The following is an 18,004-nucleotide window of genomic DNA, read 5'->3' as shown; positions in this document are numbered from 1 at the left end:
CGTAAGTGAGGTGAAGACACTAAGTGCCTTGTCAGTAAGCCCGGCTTTTGCCTGCTGCTTATTTATCGATTCGGAAACCAACCCCAAACTGAATGAGGGTGCTTTCTGCTGATTTTTGATAGGATAGCGACAGGGCCAGGGTTTCGACCACCGGCGCAATGTAGAAGCCGGCGCCATAACCTGAGTTCCAACCCCCGGGCGAACTGCCCTGGTAGTAGACTCGGCCTTGGTCATAAAAGCCAAATAAGCCGTAATAAAAGGGCAGGAAGCCATTTCTAACCTGGCCCAGCGCCAAGCGCAACTCAGTATTGTAGTACAGGCTGGCATCGCCGCTGAAGCGGTTGCGGTAGTAGCCGCGCAGCCCTTCACGCAAGCCAAGGGAAGTGAATTTGTAGAACGGAATTTCACTGGTGGGGCCGTAGTTTTTGGCGCCGCCCCCCTTCACCACTAGCGTGATGGGAATGCCCAGCCGGGCCGTGCCGTAGTACTCAGCAAAGCCCTGAGTGAGGCCAAAGGTGCTCTCCGAGCCGGAGAGTTGACGATAAGTATCGTGCTGGGCCCGCAGGCGCACGCCCCGTCGGGCAAAGGCCTGCCGGTCGCGCAGGTCGAGGTCAAAAATAGCGTTTAGGCCCAGCAGGCGTTGGGTGCTGGTGTTGGGGCGAATCTGGTCGGTGCCGGGCGTTTGGTTGAGAACCCCTATGTAGCTGTCGGGAGCAAAATCAGTAACGTAGTACTCGTAAGTGGGGCCCACTCGCAGCACGCTGCGCTGCAGGAACACGCGCTCAAGAAATCCGTTGAGGGTGACGCCACGGTAGCGGGCGCGGTAGAAATTGTTGTCGTACTGGTCCTGGTTCAGCTCGGTGTTGTTGCCCAGGCCGAAGAAGTTATAAAACGGGAAGAAGTTGCCGTAGCTAACTGCCCCACCGGCATCGACTCTGCCAATGGCATAGCGGTGGCGGGTGCTGAGCGTGAGCTGGCGCTGGCCACCCGTGCTCACTTCGCCCAGGACGGAGTACTGGTTTTTAAAGCCCGGCTTTCGAAAGCCCTGCGTCTGGAACGTGGCGCCCGCACTGGCCGTGAAGCCGTCGTTGCGGTTGTAGCCCAGCCCGATGGAGGGTCGGTAGGAGTCGTATTCGAATTGTTCGCGGTCATAGGCATTCACGCCAAACCTAGTGCTGGTGCGGTTGTCCGATTCGGGGCCCAGCTGCAGGTCAGTATCCGGCACGTCGTAGACCTTGGTGAGGGTGCGCAGGCCGCTGACCCGGGAGTCATCGGCAATGCGGTCTTTGCCTGCTCCACCCACTATGCGCACTAGTATGCTGCGGCGGCCGCCTTCGCCGGTTACGGTAAACACGTCCTTGCCATCGAGGCCATAAAGAACAACTTCCCTGGTTTCCTTGGGCTTGAAAGTTCGGTCGAACAGCGCGGGGCCATTGGGGCGGTCGCCTTCTTTGGCCTTGTCAAACATCTGCACCCGTACCTGGCCATCGGGGAGTCGGTTCACCAGAAATACCTCGCTTTTGTTGCTGCCCACCACGTCGACTCGCTTGGCCAATAGGAGGTAGTATTTGTCCAAAGCCTTGGGCAGGGCTTTGATACGAGACTTCAACTTGCGATTGAGGTCGTCGCCAGAAATATCCTGAACTTCAACAGGAAGTGTTCGGGTAGCCTCATCGATAACGGTCGGCGTTAGGCGGGCTTGCAGGTATTGGCCAGCTTCCTGCCATTGCTCGCGGGTGAGACCCTGAAGTAGGAGCCGGTCGAGGTGGCGGGCCGGCCAGTTCAGGCTCTTCATGTCTTTGAAGTCGGCCTGGAAATCTTCAATGCTGGGCACGGCCCATTCGCGGTTAGCGATGTAGGTTAGCAGGCCATTCCATAGGGTAAAGGCTTGGTCGCGGTCGCGAGGAATGGGGCGGTAGAGGGTGCCGCCACCGGGCTGTTTGTAGCCGGCCCACTTCCAGTTGTCTTCGTGCTTGCCGAAGTCAGCCACCAGCATGTCGAAGGCGCGGGCGCGGGCCAGGGCGGGCGCATCGACCCGGTTGTCGTTGTCTTTGTAGAGCTTGCTGAAAAGCTTGAAGCTGCGCGCCACATCGTCGGAATTGCCAAAACCGGGGAGGTTGGGCTTGGGGTCTTTGGGGCGGTCTTCGAGGGTGCCGAGCAGCCCGGAATATTCCTCGCGGTAGGACCCCAGTTGCTGGTTGTCGGGCAGCCGAAACAGGCGGGGCCGGGCATGCAAGATGTCTGTTTGGTCGAGCAGCGAGCCAATGACGAGGGCCGAGTACGGGTGGGCCGTCGCCGTGATGTCGCGCAGCACATTGCCGGCCACCGAACTGCGAAGCTCCGGAGGCAGAATCTTGGTGACATCCTTATCCACCGACCGAAAAACGTATTCTGAGCTATCGGCGGCAATGAGCTTAAGCGAAGTCGTTTGGCGTCCGCCGCCTTTGCCGAATGGACGCAGGCCGCCTTTTTCAGAGGCCAGGTCCAGCGTGGGCACCGTGACGGGCTGCAGCCAGGAGGAGCGGTAGTTGGTGCCAAGAAAGAAGCGCTTGCCGGGAGTGCCGCCGTACTGAGGGCCGGCCGCCACCACGGTAGTGGCCTGAAACGGAGCATCGGGTTTGCCTTCGGCAGCAGTTTTGGCCACGCCAGGGCAGTCGGAGAGGAAGGGGTTGATGGGGGCATCGCCTTCCTGACCCCGGTCGTTACGGGCAGCCGGCGTGCTGCAGGCCGAGCGGAAAAGCGTGGTGCTGTAGCTCTCCTTAGCCGGCGCAGCACCTTCGCCGAAGGTATAAAATCGGGTCTTTACAGCGCCATCGGCAAAGTATTCAAGCGTAGAGTACCCTGCTTTGCTCTCACTGTAGCGCGCATCGCCTTTGGGACCCACATGCTGGCTTTCGGCGAAGCTGCCGCTCACCAGGTGGTAGTTGCCCTGAAAAGGCGTGAGCTGAAGGCTGTAGTCGTGGGAGGCCGCGTAAACTACGCCGGGGTTGCTTTGCAGGGTGTTCAGCAGTTCCTGACGCAATTCCTGATAGCGCGGGTTGGCGAGGTCGCGGGGACTACCTACGTTCTGGCGATAGGCGGCGTAGACGGTGCCCAGCACCGGTGGACTCAAGTGGCGGGAAAGTGGCTGCGCGCCGCCGTATACGCCGTTGCTTAGCACGGGATGATGGCCAACTAGTAGTACATTCTTCCCCTTGGTGTCATCAAGCAGGTCCTGCAGCTGCTCCCGAAATTCTTCTTTCGTAAGGGTTTTGCAGTCCGTGTCGGGCGCTTCGGGGCGGTCAAACGGATGGGTGAACCAAGGCGTGTTGAGGGCAACCAGCCGTACTAGCGGCGCTACGTCCACCACCTCCGGGCCAGGGCAACCGTTGCTGGGTAAAAACGCATTCTGGCCGGGGAGCTGCTTTTCAATGTATTTTTCGAGGCGGCGGACGGCTTTCAGACCGGCGCGGCCGGAGTTGGCCCAGTCCTTATCGCCGGGCAGGAAATAGATTTTACCTTGGGGCAAGCCCTGTACCAAGGCAATTAGGGCATCGGCGCGGCTGCGGTCGGCCTGGGCCAGTGCGGTATCGCTCTTGGCCGAAAGGCCGGTGTTGCTCACAATGTCGCCGAGGTGAACCACGGTGAAAGGGCCAGTCTGCTGCTCTAGGGTTTGGCGGAGCAGCTTGAGCCGGGCGGTGGGCAGATTGGTCTGGGCGGTGTTGCCCAGTAGAAAAACGGTGTGGACTGGAAAAGTAGTTTGTCCGTATGAGGTACCACCCAGCAACAGCGAAGTTGCTAGTAAAAGGGTTAAAATCCGGTTCATAAAGTCTGTGTATAGACTCTCTTACGGCAGTTCAGCTAAAAAGTAGGATAAAGCTCATGCGTAAGGCCGTTGGTCCGCTTCATTCCGGTGCCCAAGCCGCTGCAGCGCCAGGGCCAGTAAGCAAGGCACACCAATCCATAAACATTCGCTGGCCATCACCCGGAGTCCCTGGCTACTAAAAAAGGCCTTGATACCGATGGGCGATACCTGAATGGGCCGCAAGCCAAGAAAATAACGCTCCTGGTCCCAAGGGCTGAAGAAAGCCACTCCCAGCCCACCTGTGGTCATGGCATCGAGCAAGCCGTGCGAGGCTGTGGCCAAGAACAGCAGCAGGGCCAGGCGGCCAACTGGCGGACGTCGGTCCGGTTGCGAAAGTAACCGAGAAGCCAAACCCAGCGCAGCAACCAGCGCAGCGGCCAGCAGGGAGTGGGTGATGCCCCGGTGACCCCAGAGGCTGGCGTAGGGCACCCCCAATTTGTAGCCCAGTGCATCAAGGTCGGGGAGTGCCGCACAGCAGGCCGCTGCCAGCCAGTAGCGCCGGTGCAGTTGGTTAGGGAGCAATAGTTTGCCCAGGGTAGCGCCCAGGGCCGCGTGGCCAAATGCAGAAGCCATACGCTGAAAAAAAATGATTGAGCGAGGAACGAAGTGGTGGCAACCACGGCACCAGTGAAGACCCGGGCTGTGAGCATCAAACCATCAAGTCAGCTCACGCAATACCTTGGGCACCCCCGTGCTGGCAGGCTCGGCTACATAGCGCACATTGCGGCGGCCCGCCACCGGCTGGTGCGGGTCGATAACGTAGACCGGGCAGCCCATTGGCGCATAGTGCAGCAAGCCAGCCGCCGGATACACTTGCAGCGAAGTGCCGACCACAAGCAGCACATCGGCAGTGGATGTAACGGAGGCGGCGTCTTCAATCAGGGGCACCATTTCGCCAAACCACACAATGTGGGGGCGCAGCTGCCCGCCATCGGGAGCCAGGTCGCCCACGTTAATGTCGCCGGGGCAGTCGTATACCACCGTCTCGTTCTTCACCGAGCGCATCTTGTTGAGCATGCCGTGAAGGTGAATGACCTCACTTGACCCGGCCCGTTCGTGGAGGTCGTCCACGTTTTGGGTAATGATGGTGACGCGCCAACCGGGTGCTTCCTCGAAGCCCGCCAGGGCCAGGTGGGCGGCGTTGGGCTCCACTTCACGTGCTTGCCGGCGGCGCTGGTTATAGAACTCGAGCACCAGGGCTGGATTGCGGGCAAAGCCTTCGGGCGAGGCTACGTCCTCCACCCGGTGGTTTTCCCACAGGCCATTGGAGTCGCGGAACGTGCGGATGCCCGACTCGGCCGAGACGCCGGCACCAGTGAGGACGACGAGGTGTTTCACGGGGACTGGAATGAGGATTGCAGGATGAATGAGCGGGCAGCACCCAAGAGCTCCAAAGGTAGCAGCCTACTGTGCAGTGCCGGTTGCATCGAAAGTTACACACGCTCCAGGCCTAACTCGTCAAGCCGGGCAAACTCTGTTAGGCAGGTGTTGGCGTGGCTAATTTTATGCGATAACGCATTCGCACCCGATGAGCTAACGCATCCAGTCGTGTCTGCGAAGCCACCTATTTAGCCTGTTTAGCCAGTGGCAACACAGGAGTTATTGTGAGCAACCGCGTTTTCCGAGTATTGTATTTGCAGCTCTCCTTCTTCTTCGCCCTCGCAATACTTGATGCAGTTAGCCTGCACGTGCACCAATACCACCCCCGGCGTGTCGATACCATTCTTAAACCAAGCTTCCAGGTCAGGCACCCAGTGTTTGCGCATCGCGGCCTTTTGTCGAATAAGGTGGGCTGTGCCAACAATGGAGATATACAGCCGCCGTGGCCCTTCAAAGTTTAGGTGCACGTGCGGATTTTCCAGAATGTCCTGCACCGTACGGGAGCCTTCGTGGGTGAAGTAATAAGAGTTGCCATCGTATTCTACCTTCCCGTTGTTGCTAATTGGAAGACTGCTCACTTGCCCTTTACTGGTGTGTGTCGTCAGAATGGCAATGTCCAAATTCGCCAATTTGGCAGCAATATCTTTCAAAGTCTTAGCAGCCATACGCTTCAGGATTGGGGTGGGGTCAGTACGAAGAGGAGAGGATACAGGTTATAATAATACCCAGTAATTATGATAATATCCTCATTTCAAGTTGCTTTTATTTGTAAACCTAATGCTCAGGTTATAACATTTAAATACTAATTGAATATTAGTTACATAATTAGATTTAATTGTCCTAGAATGCCCTCACTGTCCAGTATGAGTGCGGGAGTCATGAATTCGTTAAGCGCCTCTGCTGTAATGAGAACAAACCAGAAAATCAGGAACAAAATGTAGTATCGTTAGGCTATTGCAACGAAAAAGTATTGAAGAACAGCTGAGGAGGCCGGCTGCCTACCTTTGCCAACTCAATCCTCACCTCGCGGCCCCAATGATACGCACTGTAATTTTTGACATGGATGGCGTCATTATTGACACCGAACCCACGCATCACAACGCTTTTTTTACCCTGTTTGCCGAATTGGGCCTTGCCATTACCGAAGAAGAGTACACCACCTTTCTGGGCAGGTCCACTCGCAATGTGTTTCAAAAGCTTAAGCAGCAATACCAACTGCCGCAAGACGTAGAGGAACTACTGGCCCAAAAACGGGCTTTGTTTAATAAGTCTTTCGATGAAGATGCCACTCTGGACCTGCTGCCCGGCGTGCGGAACCTCCTCGACGACCTGCGCGCGCACGGTGTGCAGCTGGTTCTGGCTTCGTCGGCCTCCAAGGGCACCATTGCCAGGGTGTTTCAGCGGTTCGAACTGGCGCCTTATTTCACCCACTTGGTGAGCGGCGAAGATTTTGAGCGCTCGAAGCCTGACCCGGCTATCTTCCTCCACGCCGCAGCCCTGTCCGAAACACCGTTGGCGCAGTGCATCGTCATCGAAGACTCTGCTAATGGCGTAGCAGCAGCCAAGGCCGCTGGAATCTATTGCATCGGCTACGCTAGTCCGCATTCCGGGGGGCAAGACCTCCACCGCGCCGACCGCATCATTCAGGATTTCGCTGAATTGTCGGCCGCGTCCATAATAGCAACTGTGCCCACGTAGACGCCCTTCTCTGCTACTCGAAGCGTCCCAATTCTTGGCGCCCAAACACCCATTCCGGCGTGCTAAACTCGGTTTCATCCGGCCCGGGCAGTGCAAACCAAGCACCTAACCGCGGCTCTTCTACATTGCGCAGCACATGAATGCTCTGGGCAGGCATGTAGCTCTGCGCCAGCAGCAGGTATTTCTGGCGCGTAACAGCGTGTTCGGCCACGTCTACGACCAACACTGCGTGGCCAGGGCTCCCGCCGTGAATGAGCACATCGCCCGGCTTCGCCTGGGCCAGGGGCACCGGCCGCAACTCCCGGCTCAGCGATAGCGTGCCAGCGTACCCGAAAGTGGGCACCAGGTAGCGTGCCAGGGCTGCATGCGTAGGCGCTTCCGCCGGCCGGGTAGCGGGTAGCACTTCTTCGTTCACCACCCGAAAGGTTCGACCGGCCACATAATCGGAAAACCAGAAATCATAGCCCGTGGTAAGGTGAAAGTGAATTTTGTTGGGGTTGCGGCTGAAGCCGTACTCGGCTCGCAGGCGGATAACAGCATCGGCGCACTGCTGTAGGTCCTGGGTGCCCACATCAATTTTTACCACTGCGGCCACCACCTCCTGTCGGTTCTTTAAACCTCCCGAAAAAGTGCGGGCCGGCGTACCCACTGGGCTCAGGGGCAAATAGCGCAGCCATTCGCCCCAGGAGCCCGCCGCCACCGCCACCCGCTGGCATCCCGCCGGGGCCGGAAACCGGGCTGCCAGCGTAGCAGCTGCACTGCCGGGCTGTGTTAGCCAAGGGTAAACCAGCCCATCGGGCTGGGCCTGTGCAGCGGCCCGAAGGCATGGCCCGCCGGCCCACAGCGCCAGCGTCATCAAGAGGAGGGAGGTACGCATCGCTACTGGCAAGGGTGCAAACAAAAACCCGCACCAAGGCGGGTTTTTGAGGGTGAAACCGGAGCGCGAAGAACGGTGTCAGGCGCGGTTTATTTTGCTTTGGCAGCGGCCTTTTTAGCGGCAGGTTTAGCTGCGGTTTTAGCAGCAGGCTTTTTCTTCGCCGGAGCCTTTTTGGCGGCAGGCTTCTTCTTGGCGGGGGTGTCGGCTTTCTCCTCTTTAGCAGCTGGAGCAGCCTTTTTGCCGAAGCGGCCACCTTTGGCGGGCTTGTCAGGCGTGGCATCAGCTAGCTCCTGGCAGCGCTCCAGAGTTAGTTCGGTGGGCTCTTCGCCTTTGGGAATTTTTACGTTCTTTTTGCCCGCCACGATGTAGGGGCCGAAACGGCCGTTCAGTACCTGGATGTCCGGGTTTTCGGGGAAGGACTTGATGAGGCGCTCGGCGTCGGTCTTGCGCTTGAGCTCAATCAGGGCCACAGCCTCTTCGGCCGTGATGGTGTGCGGGTCTTGCTCCTTGGTGAGGGAAAAGAACTTGCTGTCGTGACGGATGTAGGGACCAAAGCGGCCGAGGTTGGCAGTCATGTCCTTGCCTTCAAACTCGCCCACCACACGGGGCAGTTTAAAAAGGTCCAGGGCTTCTTCCAGGGTAATGCTTTCAATGAACTGGCCTTTGCGCAGGTTCGCATAAGCCGGTTTTGTTTCGCCTTCGGTATCGCCCAGGGCCACGTAGGGGCCGTAGCGGCCCAGGCGGGCCGTAATCTTTTCGCCCGTTTCGGGATGCACACCAATTTCGCGGGTGCTGCCCAGGGTGCTCCGCTCAATATCCTGACCGGCCTCAATGGTTGCGTGAAACTTGCCGTAGAAGCCGGTCAGCATCTGCGTCCAGTCTTCGTGGCCGTTGGCTATTTGGTCGAACTCGTCTTCCACCTTGGCCGTGAACTGGTAGTCCACAATCACGGGGAAGTGTTCCACCAGAAAGTCGTTTACCACCATTGCCGTATCCGTGGGAAATAGCTTGGCTTTTTCGGCTCCGTAGTTCTCGGTTTTAACTTCGGTGTTGACCGTTTCGCCATCCAGCGTGAGCACGTGAAACTTGCGTTCCTTGCCTTCGCGGGTGTCTTTCTCTACGTAGCCGCGCTTCTGCACGGTGCTGATGGTAGGGGCGTAGGTAGAAGGACGGCCAATACCCATCTCCTCCAGTTTCTTCACCAGTGAAGCCTCGGTGTAGCGCGCCGGGGGCGACGAAAACCGCTCGGTGGCACTCAGCCGTTGCAGGGGCAACACCTGGCCAACACTCAACGGCGGCAAGCCTCGCGAAAAGCTCGATTCTCCATCCTTGCCGTCTTCTTCGTCCTCATCGTCCTTGCTCTCGGCATATACTTTCAGGAAACCCTCAAAGGTGATGACCTCGCCGGTGGCGGTAAACGTCGCACTAGGCTGCGTGCTGATGCCAATAACTGCTGTAGTGCGCTCAATCACGGCCTCCGCCATCTGCGAAGCCATGGCCCGCTTGCGAATGAGGTCGTACAACCGCTGCTCGGATGCATCAGCGCCTGCCTTCACCGCGCTGAAGTCGGTGGGCCGAATGGCTTCGTGCGCTTCCTGGGCCGAAGCGGATTTGGTTTTGAATGTGCGGGTGTGGTGATACTCGGCTCCGTAAGCAGCCGTGATGGCCGCCTGCGCACCAGCCATGGCTTCCTGCGACAGGTTCACGGAGTCGGTACGCATGTAGCTGATTTTGCCCGCTTCGTACAGCTTCTGTGCCACGCTCATGGTCTGCGCTACCGAGAAGCCCAGTTTGCGTGATGCCTCCTGCTGCAGTGTAGAGGTCGTAAACGGTGCGGCAGGGCTGCGTTTGCCCGGCTTTTTGTCGAGGCTCTCAATTTGGTAAGTGGCAGCAACGCAGCGCTGCAAAAAGGCTTCTGCTTCGTCCCGCACTTTGTAGCGGGTGGGCAGTTCCGCTTCGAGCACTGCCCCGCGGCCGGCGTCAAAGCGCGCTACTACCCGGTAAGCGCTGGCCGAGAGGTGGCTGGCTACTTCGCGTTCGCGCTCCACCACCAGGCGCACCGCCACCGATTGCACCCGACCAGCCGAAAGCCCCGGCTTTACTTTCTTCCACAGCACGGGGCTCAGTTCAAAGCCCACGAGGCGGTCGAGCACACGGCGAGCCTGCTGCGCGTTTACCAAGTTCTGGTCAACAATGCGGGGGTTGGCAATGGCACCAAGAATTGCACTTTTGGTGATTTCGCGGAATACTATGCGCTTGGTCTTGGCATCGGGCAGGTTCAGCGTTTCGGCCAAGTGCCAGCTAATGGCTTCGCCTTCGCGGTCATCGTCACTCGCCAACCAAACCATTTCGGCCTCTTTTGCAAGTTTTTTTAGCTGCGCGATAAGTTCCCGCTTGTCGGCCGACACCACATAGGTAGGCTTAAAACCATTGGCAATATCAATGGCATTGTTGTCCTTGGGCAGGTCGCGAACGTGCCCATAGCTGGAGCGCACCACGAAGTCTTGGCCGAGGTAGCCTTCAATGGTTTTGGCCTTGGCCGGCGACTCGACGATAACTAAATTCTTGACCATGTGAGCGGGTGAGAGGATGCGGCAGACGAATAAGAGGGCGGTAGGAATTGAAACGGCCAGCCGTAGAAAAATGTTGAAATTGGCCGCAAAGATGCCGGAATATTCCCAGCAGCCACGCACCTAGCAATTATCTAGCCGCCTTGTGCTGCTCAAAACAGGCCAACACCGGAGAGTAGTTCACCGACTTAGGCTTGTTTGTATCTTTGCTTATTCCGGGATATTACCCGTACTTCGCCTTTCCGTTTTTATCCTCCTTTCCTTCGCTTGATTCCTATATTATATGGCTTCCCCCAAGACTCCGCAATCTAAGCCGCGTCGGACCCCTGCGGTGGCTACAACGGACGATGTCACCGGTGGAACGCCGCAATCCGGGGCAATTTCGGCTCTTGACGTGGTCCGCACAAACAACGACCTGACCCGCAAAAAAGGCGGCTCGCGTGGTTCCATCGACACCCAGGACCCCGGCTATGTAAACGACCAGCTCAACCGTGTGCTCTACGCCTTAGACGCCTTTAAAAAAGGGGACGTTTCCGTGCGCCTGACCAAGCAGAACGACGACATTTTTGCCGAAATCGCCGAGGCCTATAATTCCATGGTGGAAATGATAGGCGGGGTAGGTGGCGAGGTGTCGCGCATCTCGAAAGTGGCTGGAGTGGAAGGAAACCTGAAAGCGCGAGCCTCGGCCGAAGGAGCTGCCGGTTTCTGGCGCGACATGATAAATAATATCAACGGCCTGGTGGACAGCATCGCCGTTCCGGTATTGGAAGTAGGCAAGGTATTGAAGAACATCAGCCGCGGCAACTTGGACGAAAGCTTCCAGATTCCGGTATCGGGCGACTTCAAGCTGATGGCTGAAACCATTAACAAAACGATTGATAACCTGAACATTTTCGCCGGCGAGGTGACCCGTGTGGCGCAGGAAGTAGGTACCGAAGGAAAGCTCGGCGGTCAAGCCAGCGTACCCAACGTAGGCGGTATCTGGAAAGATCTGACGGATAACGTAAACAACATGGCCTCGAACCTGACCAGTCAGGTGCGAGACATCGCCAACGTAGCAACCGCCGTAGCCAAAGGTGACTTGACGCAAAAAGTTACCGTTGATGTTAAAGGAGAGTTTCTGCAGCTGAAGCAGAACCTGAACCAGATGGTGGACTCGCTGAACCTGTTTGCTGGCGAGGTAACCCGCGTGGCCCAGGAAGTGGGCACTGAAGGAAAGCTCGGCGGTCAAGCCTTGGTGCCGAACGTAGCCGGCGTGTGGAAAGACCTGACCGACAACGTAAATAACATGGCGAGCAACCTGACCAGTCAGGTGCGCGACATCGCCAACGTAGCAACTGCGGTTGCGAAAGGTGACCTCAGCCAGAAAGTTACCGTCGATGTAAAAGGTGAGCTGCTCCAGCTGAAGCAGAACCTGAACCAGATGGTGGACTCGCTGAACCTGTTTGCTGGCGAGGTAACCCGCGTGGCCCAGGAAGTGGGTACCGAAGGCCGCCTTGGCGGTCAGGCCGTAGTGCCCAACGTGGCCGGCGTGTGGAAGGACCTCACCGACAACGTAAACTACATGGCGAGCAACCTGACCAGTCAGGTGCGCGACATCGCCAATGTAGCAACCGCGGTAGCAAAGGGCGACTTGACGCAGACGGTAACCGTTGATGTTAAAGGGGAATTCCTGCAACTAAAGCAGAACCTGAACCAGATGGTGGCGTCCCTTAACCTGTTTGCTGGCGAGGTAACCCGCGTGGCCCAGGAAGTGGGCACTGAAGGAAAGCTCGGCGGTCAGGCCTCGGTGCCAAACGTAGCTGGTGTATGGAAAGCACTTACCGACAACGTAAACGACATGGCCGCGGCTCTTACCTCGCAGGTACGAGACATTGCCAACGTGGCAACGGCTGTAGCCCGCGGCGACTTGAGCCAGAAGATGACGGTGAACGTGAAGGGCGAAATCCTAGAGCTGAAGAACATCCTCAACCAGATGGTGGACTCGCTCAACATCTTCGGTGACGAAGTAACCCGCGTGGCCCGCGAAGTAGGTACCGAAGGAAAACTGGGCGGCCAAGCCGTAGTGCCCCGCGTAGGCGGTACCTGGAAAGAGCTCACCGACAACGTAAACACCATGGCCAGCAACCTGACTAGTCAGGTGCGAGACATTGCCAACGTAGCTACAGCCGTATCGAAAGGTGACCTTTCGCAGAAAATTACGGTAGACGTAAAAGGCGAGCTGCTGGACCTAAAGGACAACCTCAACCAGATGGTGGACTCGCTCAACATCTTCGCCGGCGAGGTAACCCGTGTGGCCCGTGAAGTGGGCACCGAAGGTATTCTGGGCGGTCAGGCCAACGTGCCGAAAGTAAGCGGCACCTGGAAGGACTTGACGGACAACGTAAATACGATGGCCTCGAACTTGACCTCGCAAATGCGCGACATTGCCAATGTGGCAACTGCCGTTGCGAAAGGCGACTTGAGCCAGAAAATCACGGTGAATGTGCGCGGCGAGCTCCTACAGTTGAAGGAAAACCTCAACGAAATGGTGGATTCGCTCAACATCTTCGCCGGCGAGGTAACCCGTGTGGCGCGTGAAGTAGGCACTGAGGGTAAACTCGGCGGTCAAGCCTCGGTGCCCAACGTGCGCGGAACCTGGAAAGACCTTACCGATAATGTAAACACCATGGCGCTCAACCTGACCAGTCAGGTGCGTGACATTGCCAACGTAGCAACCGCGGTAGCAAAGGGCGACCTTTCACAAAAAATCACGGTGGACGTAAAAGGGGAGTTCCTGCAGCTCAAGGAAAACCTCAACCAGATGGTGGACTCGCTGAACCTGTTTGCCGGCGAGGTGACCCGCGTGGCCCAGGAAGTAGGCACGGAGGGTAAACTGGGCGGCCAGGCCAGCGTACCCAACGTGGCCGGGGTCTGGAAGGACCTTACCGACAACGTAAACACCATGGCGGCCAACCTCACCACGCAGGTGCGGGGCCTAGTAAAAGTAGTAACTGCGGTATCGAAAGGTGACTTGACCCAGAAACTAACGCTGCAAGCCAAAGGCGAAGTAGCAGAACTGGCCGACACCATCAACCGAATGGTCGATGACCTTAACCGCCTCGCCGTCGAAGTTAGCCGCGTGGCCAAAGTAGCCGGTGTGGAAGGCAAGCTGACTGAACGTGCTACGGTAGGTGGCGTATCGGGTTCCTGGAAAGAATTGGTGGACACGCTCAACGCCCTGCTCGAATCCATTGCCTCGCCGGTACTGGAAGTGAGCCGCGTGGTACGCGCCATCTCTGAGGGCGACCTAACTCAGCGCGTGGAAGTCCCCACCACGGGTGACATTCTGGCTATGTCAAGCGCTCTAAACCTCGCCGTCGAAAACCTAAATGAGCTGCTCGGCGAAATCAGCGATTCATCTCAGGTAGTGGGTACTTCCTCGGAAGAAATGGCTGGCAAAGGTCAGGAGATGAGCCGTGTAACCGTCGACGTGGCTTTGGCCATGCAGCAGATGGCAGAAGGTGCCCAGAATCAAGCTTTGAAAACCGACCAGGCTTTCAAGCTCATCGAGGAAATCATGCAGGCCACTAAGGAAACGGCCAACAAGGCCGACGTGGTGAACAAAGCGGCTATCCTGGGTGAGCAGACCTCGCAGCTCGGTTTGAAAACGGTGGCGGAAGTGGTGAAAAACATGGAAGAGATATCCAGCGCCGCAATGCAGACGTCCCGCACCATCGAAGTACTGAGCACCCGTTCGGGTGAAATCAGCAAGTCGCTGGGTGTGATTACCGACATCGCCTCGCAAACCAACCTGCTGGCTCTGAACGCCGCCATCGAAGCGGCCCGAGCCGGGGAAGCTGGCCGTGGTTTTGCCGTAGTAGCCGAGGAAATTCGCAAACTGGCTGAAGGCTCCCGCAAATCGGCCAACGAAATTGCCACGTTGGTAGAAGATGTGCGGAAGGACACCACCTCGGCTGCAACCGCTATTTCGACCATGGAAGGGCGAGTACTTAAAGGCAAGAACGCAACGTTCGAAGCCAGCTCTGCCTTTAAAAACATTGCCACCAGCAGCGGCGAAACGCTCCGTACCTCGCGCGACATTCTTACGGCCACCGAGGTGCAGAAAACCTCGATTGGCGACGTAGTGAAATATGTAGAGGACGTGGTAGCCATTGCCGAGCAGACGGCAACCGGCACCCAGCAAGTAGCTGGCACCGCCAAGCAATTGTCGACAGCTATGCAGGAACTGACCACCAGCTCGCAGCGCCTCACCGACATTGCCGACGACTTGCAGGCCGGCCTGGAAACCTTCCAGCTCAGCTCGTACTACGAGCCCGAACCCGAGCCCGTGCCGATGCGTCGGGGACCCAGTGCCCGGGAAATATACCGGGCCCGCGATTCTTACTCAGCAGCTGCTCCGCAGACTGGGATGGCAAGCCGCCGTACGCAGACCCGCAACGAACCCGTTGCCGAGCCTGCCGACGGCGCTCGTCGCAATGGCATAGCTCGTCGCAACGCTCGTATAGAAGCAGCTAATGCGGCGTCTGCACCTGTTGAAACCCGGGCAGAGCGACGCGTTCGCCCTTCTCACACGCCCGAACAGGCTGCGCCTGCATCTGCAGCACCAGTACCACGGCCCGCCGCCAACCGGTCTGCGGCTGCCAAGGCCGAGCCTGCGAAAAATGGCAAAAGCCAAGAAAACGGGCAAGGAGCGAAAGAAAAGGAGTCAGCCCCAAAAACGAAAGCAAAAGCTAAAGCCAAGTAGGCAGGAAGTGAGTAATCGACAGCCACAGCTAAAAAAGCTGGCGTATTATGGCTGTCGATTACCTACTGTGATTTACTGTCTACGCATTACTGATTATCAAGTACATGGCTGAAATAGAATTAGCTAACCCCGCACCAAAAGCCGAACGTGCCAAGCCCGCTGAGTTGGTTCAACTCATTGTATTTCGGTTGGGCGATGAGGACTATGGCATTCGCATCGAGCAGGTGAAGGAGGTGACGGTAACGCCCGAAGTGGCGCGTATGCCCAAAACTCCCCCTTTCATAAAGGGCATTGCCAACTTGCGTGGCGATATCATTGCCATCATTGACTTAGAGGAGCGATTTCGCCTCCGGCCAGCAGGGCGTCCCTTGCCCGAGCGCTCTTACACGGTAGCGGTAGAAGCGGCCGACTATACCCTTGGGCTGGTAGTGCGCGAGGTACCCCGACCTTTTACCCTACCTCTGAGCCAGATTGAACCGCCGCCGGAGTTTGTACAAGATTCCAGCACACGCGACAAATACCTCGAAGGCATTGCAAAATTGCCTGAAGGCGGCGTTATTATCGTTTTGGATATGCGCAAGCTGCTCACTCCGAGCGAGGTAATGCGTTTGCCGGGCAAAGCGGCATCTTCGTAGGGCCCAGCCCGTACAACCGGGGCTGGGCCACAAGGCTCGGCCATATTTTAGATTTTCCTCATGTCATCCAATACCATGAACAAGCGCATTCTCATCGTCGACGACTCTTTCTACATGCGCACGATGCTCAAGAACATGCTCACCGATGCTGGCTACGAGGTAGTTGGCGAGGCGGCTAATGGAGCTCAGGCTCTGGAAATGGCAGTTTCTACTTCGCCCGACCTCATTACTCTTGACGTAATTCTGCCCGATAACACGGGATTAGATGTGCTCAAAAGCCTTCGTCAAACACAGCCTTCTTCAAAGGTGGTGATGTGTAGCGCTGTAGGCCAAGAAGTTATTGTGAACGAGGCCATCGAGAATGGAGCGTTGGCATACATCGTCAAGCCATTTTCGGAGGAAAAGGTGTTGGAAATAGTGGGAGCCGCGTTGCAAAACGACGCCACCGAAAAAACTGCATAAGGTGCGGCTGCATTCCTCCGTGGTGGTATTGTGCTCTGTCGGAAGCGACGGGGCTTGGCTGTGCGCCTCGGTTTGCGGAATGGTTAACCCTAAAAGCTCCAGCCGATGAAATCGCGCGACCAGGAATACCGGGAGCTGTTCATGGCCGAAGCCCTAGAGTACTACGACTCCATGAGCCGGCATCTGAGCGAGCTGGAGCGCAATCCCGATGCCGGGCCTGCTCTCAACGAGCTGTTCCGGCTTATGCACAACCTGAAGGCCAATGCGCGTGCAATGGGCTTCACGGACTTGGGTGAAGTAGCCCATCACCTCGAAACTCTATTTGGTCTCATTCGGGACCGAGAGCGTGCCTTTAGCGGCCCGTTGATTCAGGTGGTATTCACAGGGGTGGATGCCTTAGGCAATATGATTCGTGCCGTAGGTGCAAATCAGCCTTTGCCCAATGTAACCACTCTGCTGGAAAACCTTGACCGCTTAGTGCGCGGTGAAGAACCGGTGTTGGAAGATGACCTCGCGGAAACCGACGAGGAGGCCGGCCGGAAAATGGAGCTATCGGACTTGGTGTACATCCAGGTGAAAAAGCTCGATAACCTCTTGAACCTGGTTGGGGAATTGGTGATTGACCGTGACCGGATAATGACCCTGGCGCAGGAAATCGACAACCCGGCCTTGCTCGCTACTGCACAGCACCTGTTCCGTATTTCCGACGACTTGCAGTACAGCGTGATGGATGCCCGTCTGGTGGGCGTGGGCGTGCTGCTGAATAAATTCCCCCGGGTAGTGCGCGACGTAGCTGCTGCTGAGGACAAACAGGTGGAGCTCCTCATGAGCGGTCAAGATGTGCAGATTGACCGCAACATTCTGCAAATTATTACGGATGCCTTGCTGCACTTGGTGCGCAACGCCGTCAGCCACGGGCTCGAAACAACCAAGGAGCGCCAGGCGAGTGGCAAACCGGCCATAGGGCAACTCACTCTTTCGGCTTTGACCGAGCGCGACGACGTCCTTATTCAAGTGAGTGACGATGGCCGCGGCATCGATACCGAAGCCGTCCGCCGCAAAGCGATAGACCGCGGGCTGACCACTGCCAAAGCGGCCGCTAATCTGGATGAACAAGCCATCTGGGCGTTCTTATTCGAGCCCGGCTTTTCCATGGCGCAGCAGGTGACTGATATTTCTGGTCGGGGCGTGGGTCTCGATGTGGTGAAGCTGGCCCTGGATTCTTTGGGCGGTCAGCTTCGCGTAGACTCCGAGATGGGGGCAGGGACCACGTTTACGCTGGTTTTGCCTACATCTATCGCCGTGAAGGGTGCCTTGCTGGTGGAAGTAGACGAACGGCCTTATGCTGTACCGCTGCTGCATACTGAAACCGTATTGGCTTTGCACCCCGGGCAAATTTCAATTGTAGGTGATGTGCTTGTGACGCACTTCCATGAGCAAGCGGTTCCGCTGGTACCCTTGCGCCAGTTGCTGTTCGACGAGGGCGATGAGCCTTTGCCACCCGCCACTAAAAATGACATGAATGGCCCCCAGCACGTGCTGGTGGTGAATTACAACAACCGTCGCTTGGGCTTGGTGGTTGACCGATTTATGCGTCAGCAGAACATCGTTATCAAACCGCTTAGCAAGCCCCTCGATACCATTGACCTGTTTGGGGGAGTGACCCTACTCGGGAGCGGACAAGTCTGCCTTGTGCTCGACGTGCCCGCCTTAAATCGTCTGTTCTTGAACAAACGACCCTAAACTAATTTTCTTTCACCCCAGTACTCGCAGCTGCACTTCCCCTATTCT

At 57.3% G+C, this 18,004-nt stretch carries 11 protein-coding genes; 5 read left to right on the top strand and 6 right to left on the bottom strand.

Features of this window, described 5'->3' with window-relative positions; translation table 11 throughout:
- Window positions 1–58: 58 nt before the first annotated feature.
- The 4 genes from ACP7AJ_RS09465 to ACP7AJ_RS09450 form a co-directional block, all read right to left on the bottom strand.
- Window positions 59–3,805: a hypothetical protein gene (locus ACP7AJ_RS09465; RefSeq protein WP_426059955.1), complete on the bottom strand. Its 3,747-nt coding sequence runs from the start codon at window positions 3,803–3,805 to the stop codon at window positions 59–61.
- Between the two features lie 54 nt (window positions 3,806–3,859).
- Window positions 3,860–4,417, bottom strand: a complete 558-nt coding sequence (locus ACP7AJ_RS09460) for a metal-dependent hydrolase (protein WP_426059954.1) — start codon at window positions 4,415–4,417, stop codon at window positions 3,860–3,862.
- A gap of 84 nt (window positions 4,418–4,501) precedes the next feature.
- The gene (locus ACP7AJ_RS09455; protein ID WP_426059953.1) at window positions 4,502–5,182 is read right to left on the bottom strand and encodes an SIR2 family NAD-dependent protein deacylase; all 681 of its coding nucleotides are present in this window, start codon (window positions 5,180–5,182) and stop codon (window positions 4,502–4,504) included.
- 239 nt (window positions 5,183–5,421) lie between these two features.
- Window positions 5,422–5,889: a pyridoxamine 5'-phosphate oxidase family protein gene (locus ACP7AJ_RS09450; RefSeq protein ID WP_426059952.1), complete on the bottom strand. Its 468-nt coding sequence runs from the start codon at window positions 5,887–5,889 to the stop codon at window positions 5,422–5,424.
- Window positions 5,890–6,259: 370 nt separating this feature from the next.
- Between ACP7AJ_RS09450 and ACP7AJ_RS09445 the strand changes: the two genes are divergently transcribed.
- A complete protein-coding gene (locus tag ACP7AJ_RS09445) occupies window positions 6,260–6,922 on the top strand; it encodes an HAD family hydrolase (protein ID WP_426059951.1) in 663 nt (220 codons plus the stop codon).
- Window positions 6,923–6,935: 13 nt separating this feature from the next.
- Here ACP7AJ_RS09445 and ACP7AJ_RS09440 read toward each other — a convergent pair whose 3' ends face one another.
- Complete coding sequence (locus ACP7AJ_RS09440; RefSeq protein WP_426059950.1) at window positions 6,936–7,799, bottom strand: DUF4846 domain-containing protein; 864 nt, start codon at window positions 7,797–7,799, stop codon at window positions 6,936–6,938.
- Window positions 7,800–7,888: 89 nt separating this feature from the next.
- The gene (gene topA, locus ACP7AJ_RS09435) at window positions 7,889–10,372 is read right to left on the bottom strand and encodes a type I DNA topoisomerase (RefSeq protein WP_426059949.1); all 2,484 of its coding nucleotides are present in this window, start codon (window positions 10,370–10,372) and stop codon (window positions 7,889–7,891) included.
- Between the two features lie 280 nt (window positions 10,373–10,652).
- On the opposite strand from topA, the gene ACP7AJ_RS09430 reads away from it, so the two are divergent.
- From ACP7AJ_RS09430 to ACP7AJ_RS09415, 4 genes are all read left to right on the top strand, one after another.
- Window positions 10,653–15,116 carry a HAMP domain-containing protein gene (locus ACP7AJ_RS09430; protein WP_426059948.1) on the top strand — a complete coding sequence of 1,488 codons (4,464 nt, stop codon included), beginning with the start codon at window positions 10,653–10,655 and terminating at the stop codon, window positions 15,114–15,116.
- Window positions 15,117–15,220: 104 nt separating this feature from the next.
- On the top strand, window positions 15,221–15,751 hold the full coding sequence (locus tag ACP7AJ_RS09425) for a chemotaxis protein CheW (protein ID WP_426059947.1): 531 nt from the start codon (window positions 15,221–15,223) through the stop codon (window positions 15,749–15,751).
- Window positions 15,752–15,811: 60 nt separating this feature from the next.
- A complete protein-coding gene (locus ACP7AJ_RS09420; protein ID WP_234794943.1) occupies window positions 15,812–16,213 on the top strand; it encodes a response regulator in 402 nt (133 codons plus the stop codon).
- 105 nt (window positions 16,214–16,318) lie between these two features.
- Window positions 16,319–17,956: a chemotaxis protein CheA gene (locus tag ACP7AJ_RS09415; RefSeq protein WP_426059946.1), complete on the top strand. Its 1,638-nt coding sequence runs from the start codon at window positions 16,319–16,321 to the stop codon at window positions 17,954–17,956.
- Window positions 17,957–18,004: the final 48 nt, after the last annotated feature.

This window comes from Hymenobacter sp. B1770 (assembly GCF_049896385.1).
GTDB lineage: Bacteria > Bacteroidota > Bacteroidia > Cytophagales > Hymenobacteraceae > Hymenobacter.
The sequence above is the reverse complement of the archived record's forward strand: the minus strand, read 5'-3'. Positions and strand labels throughout refer to the sequence as shown.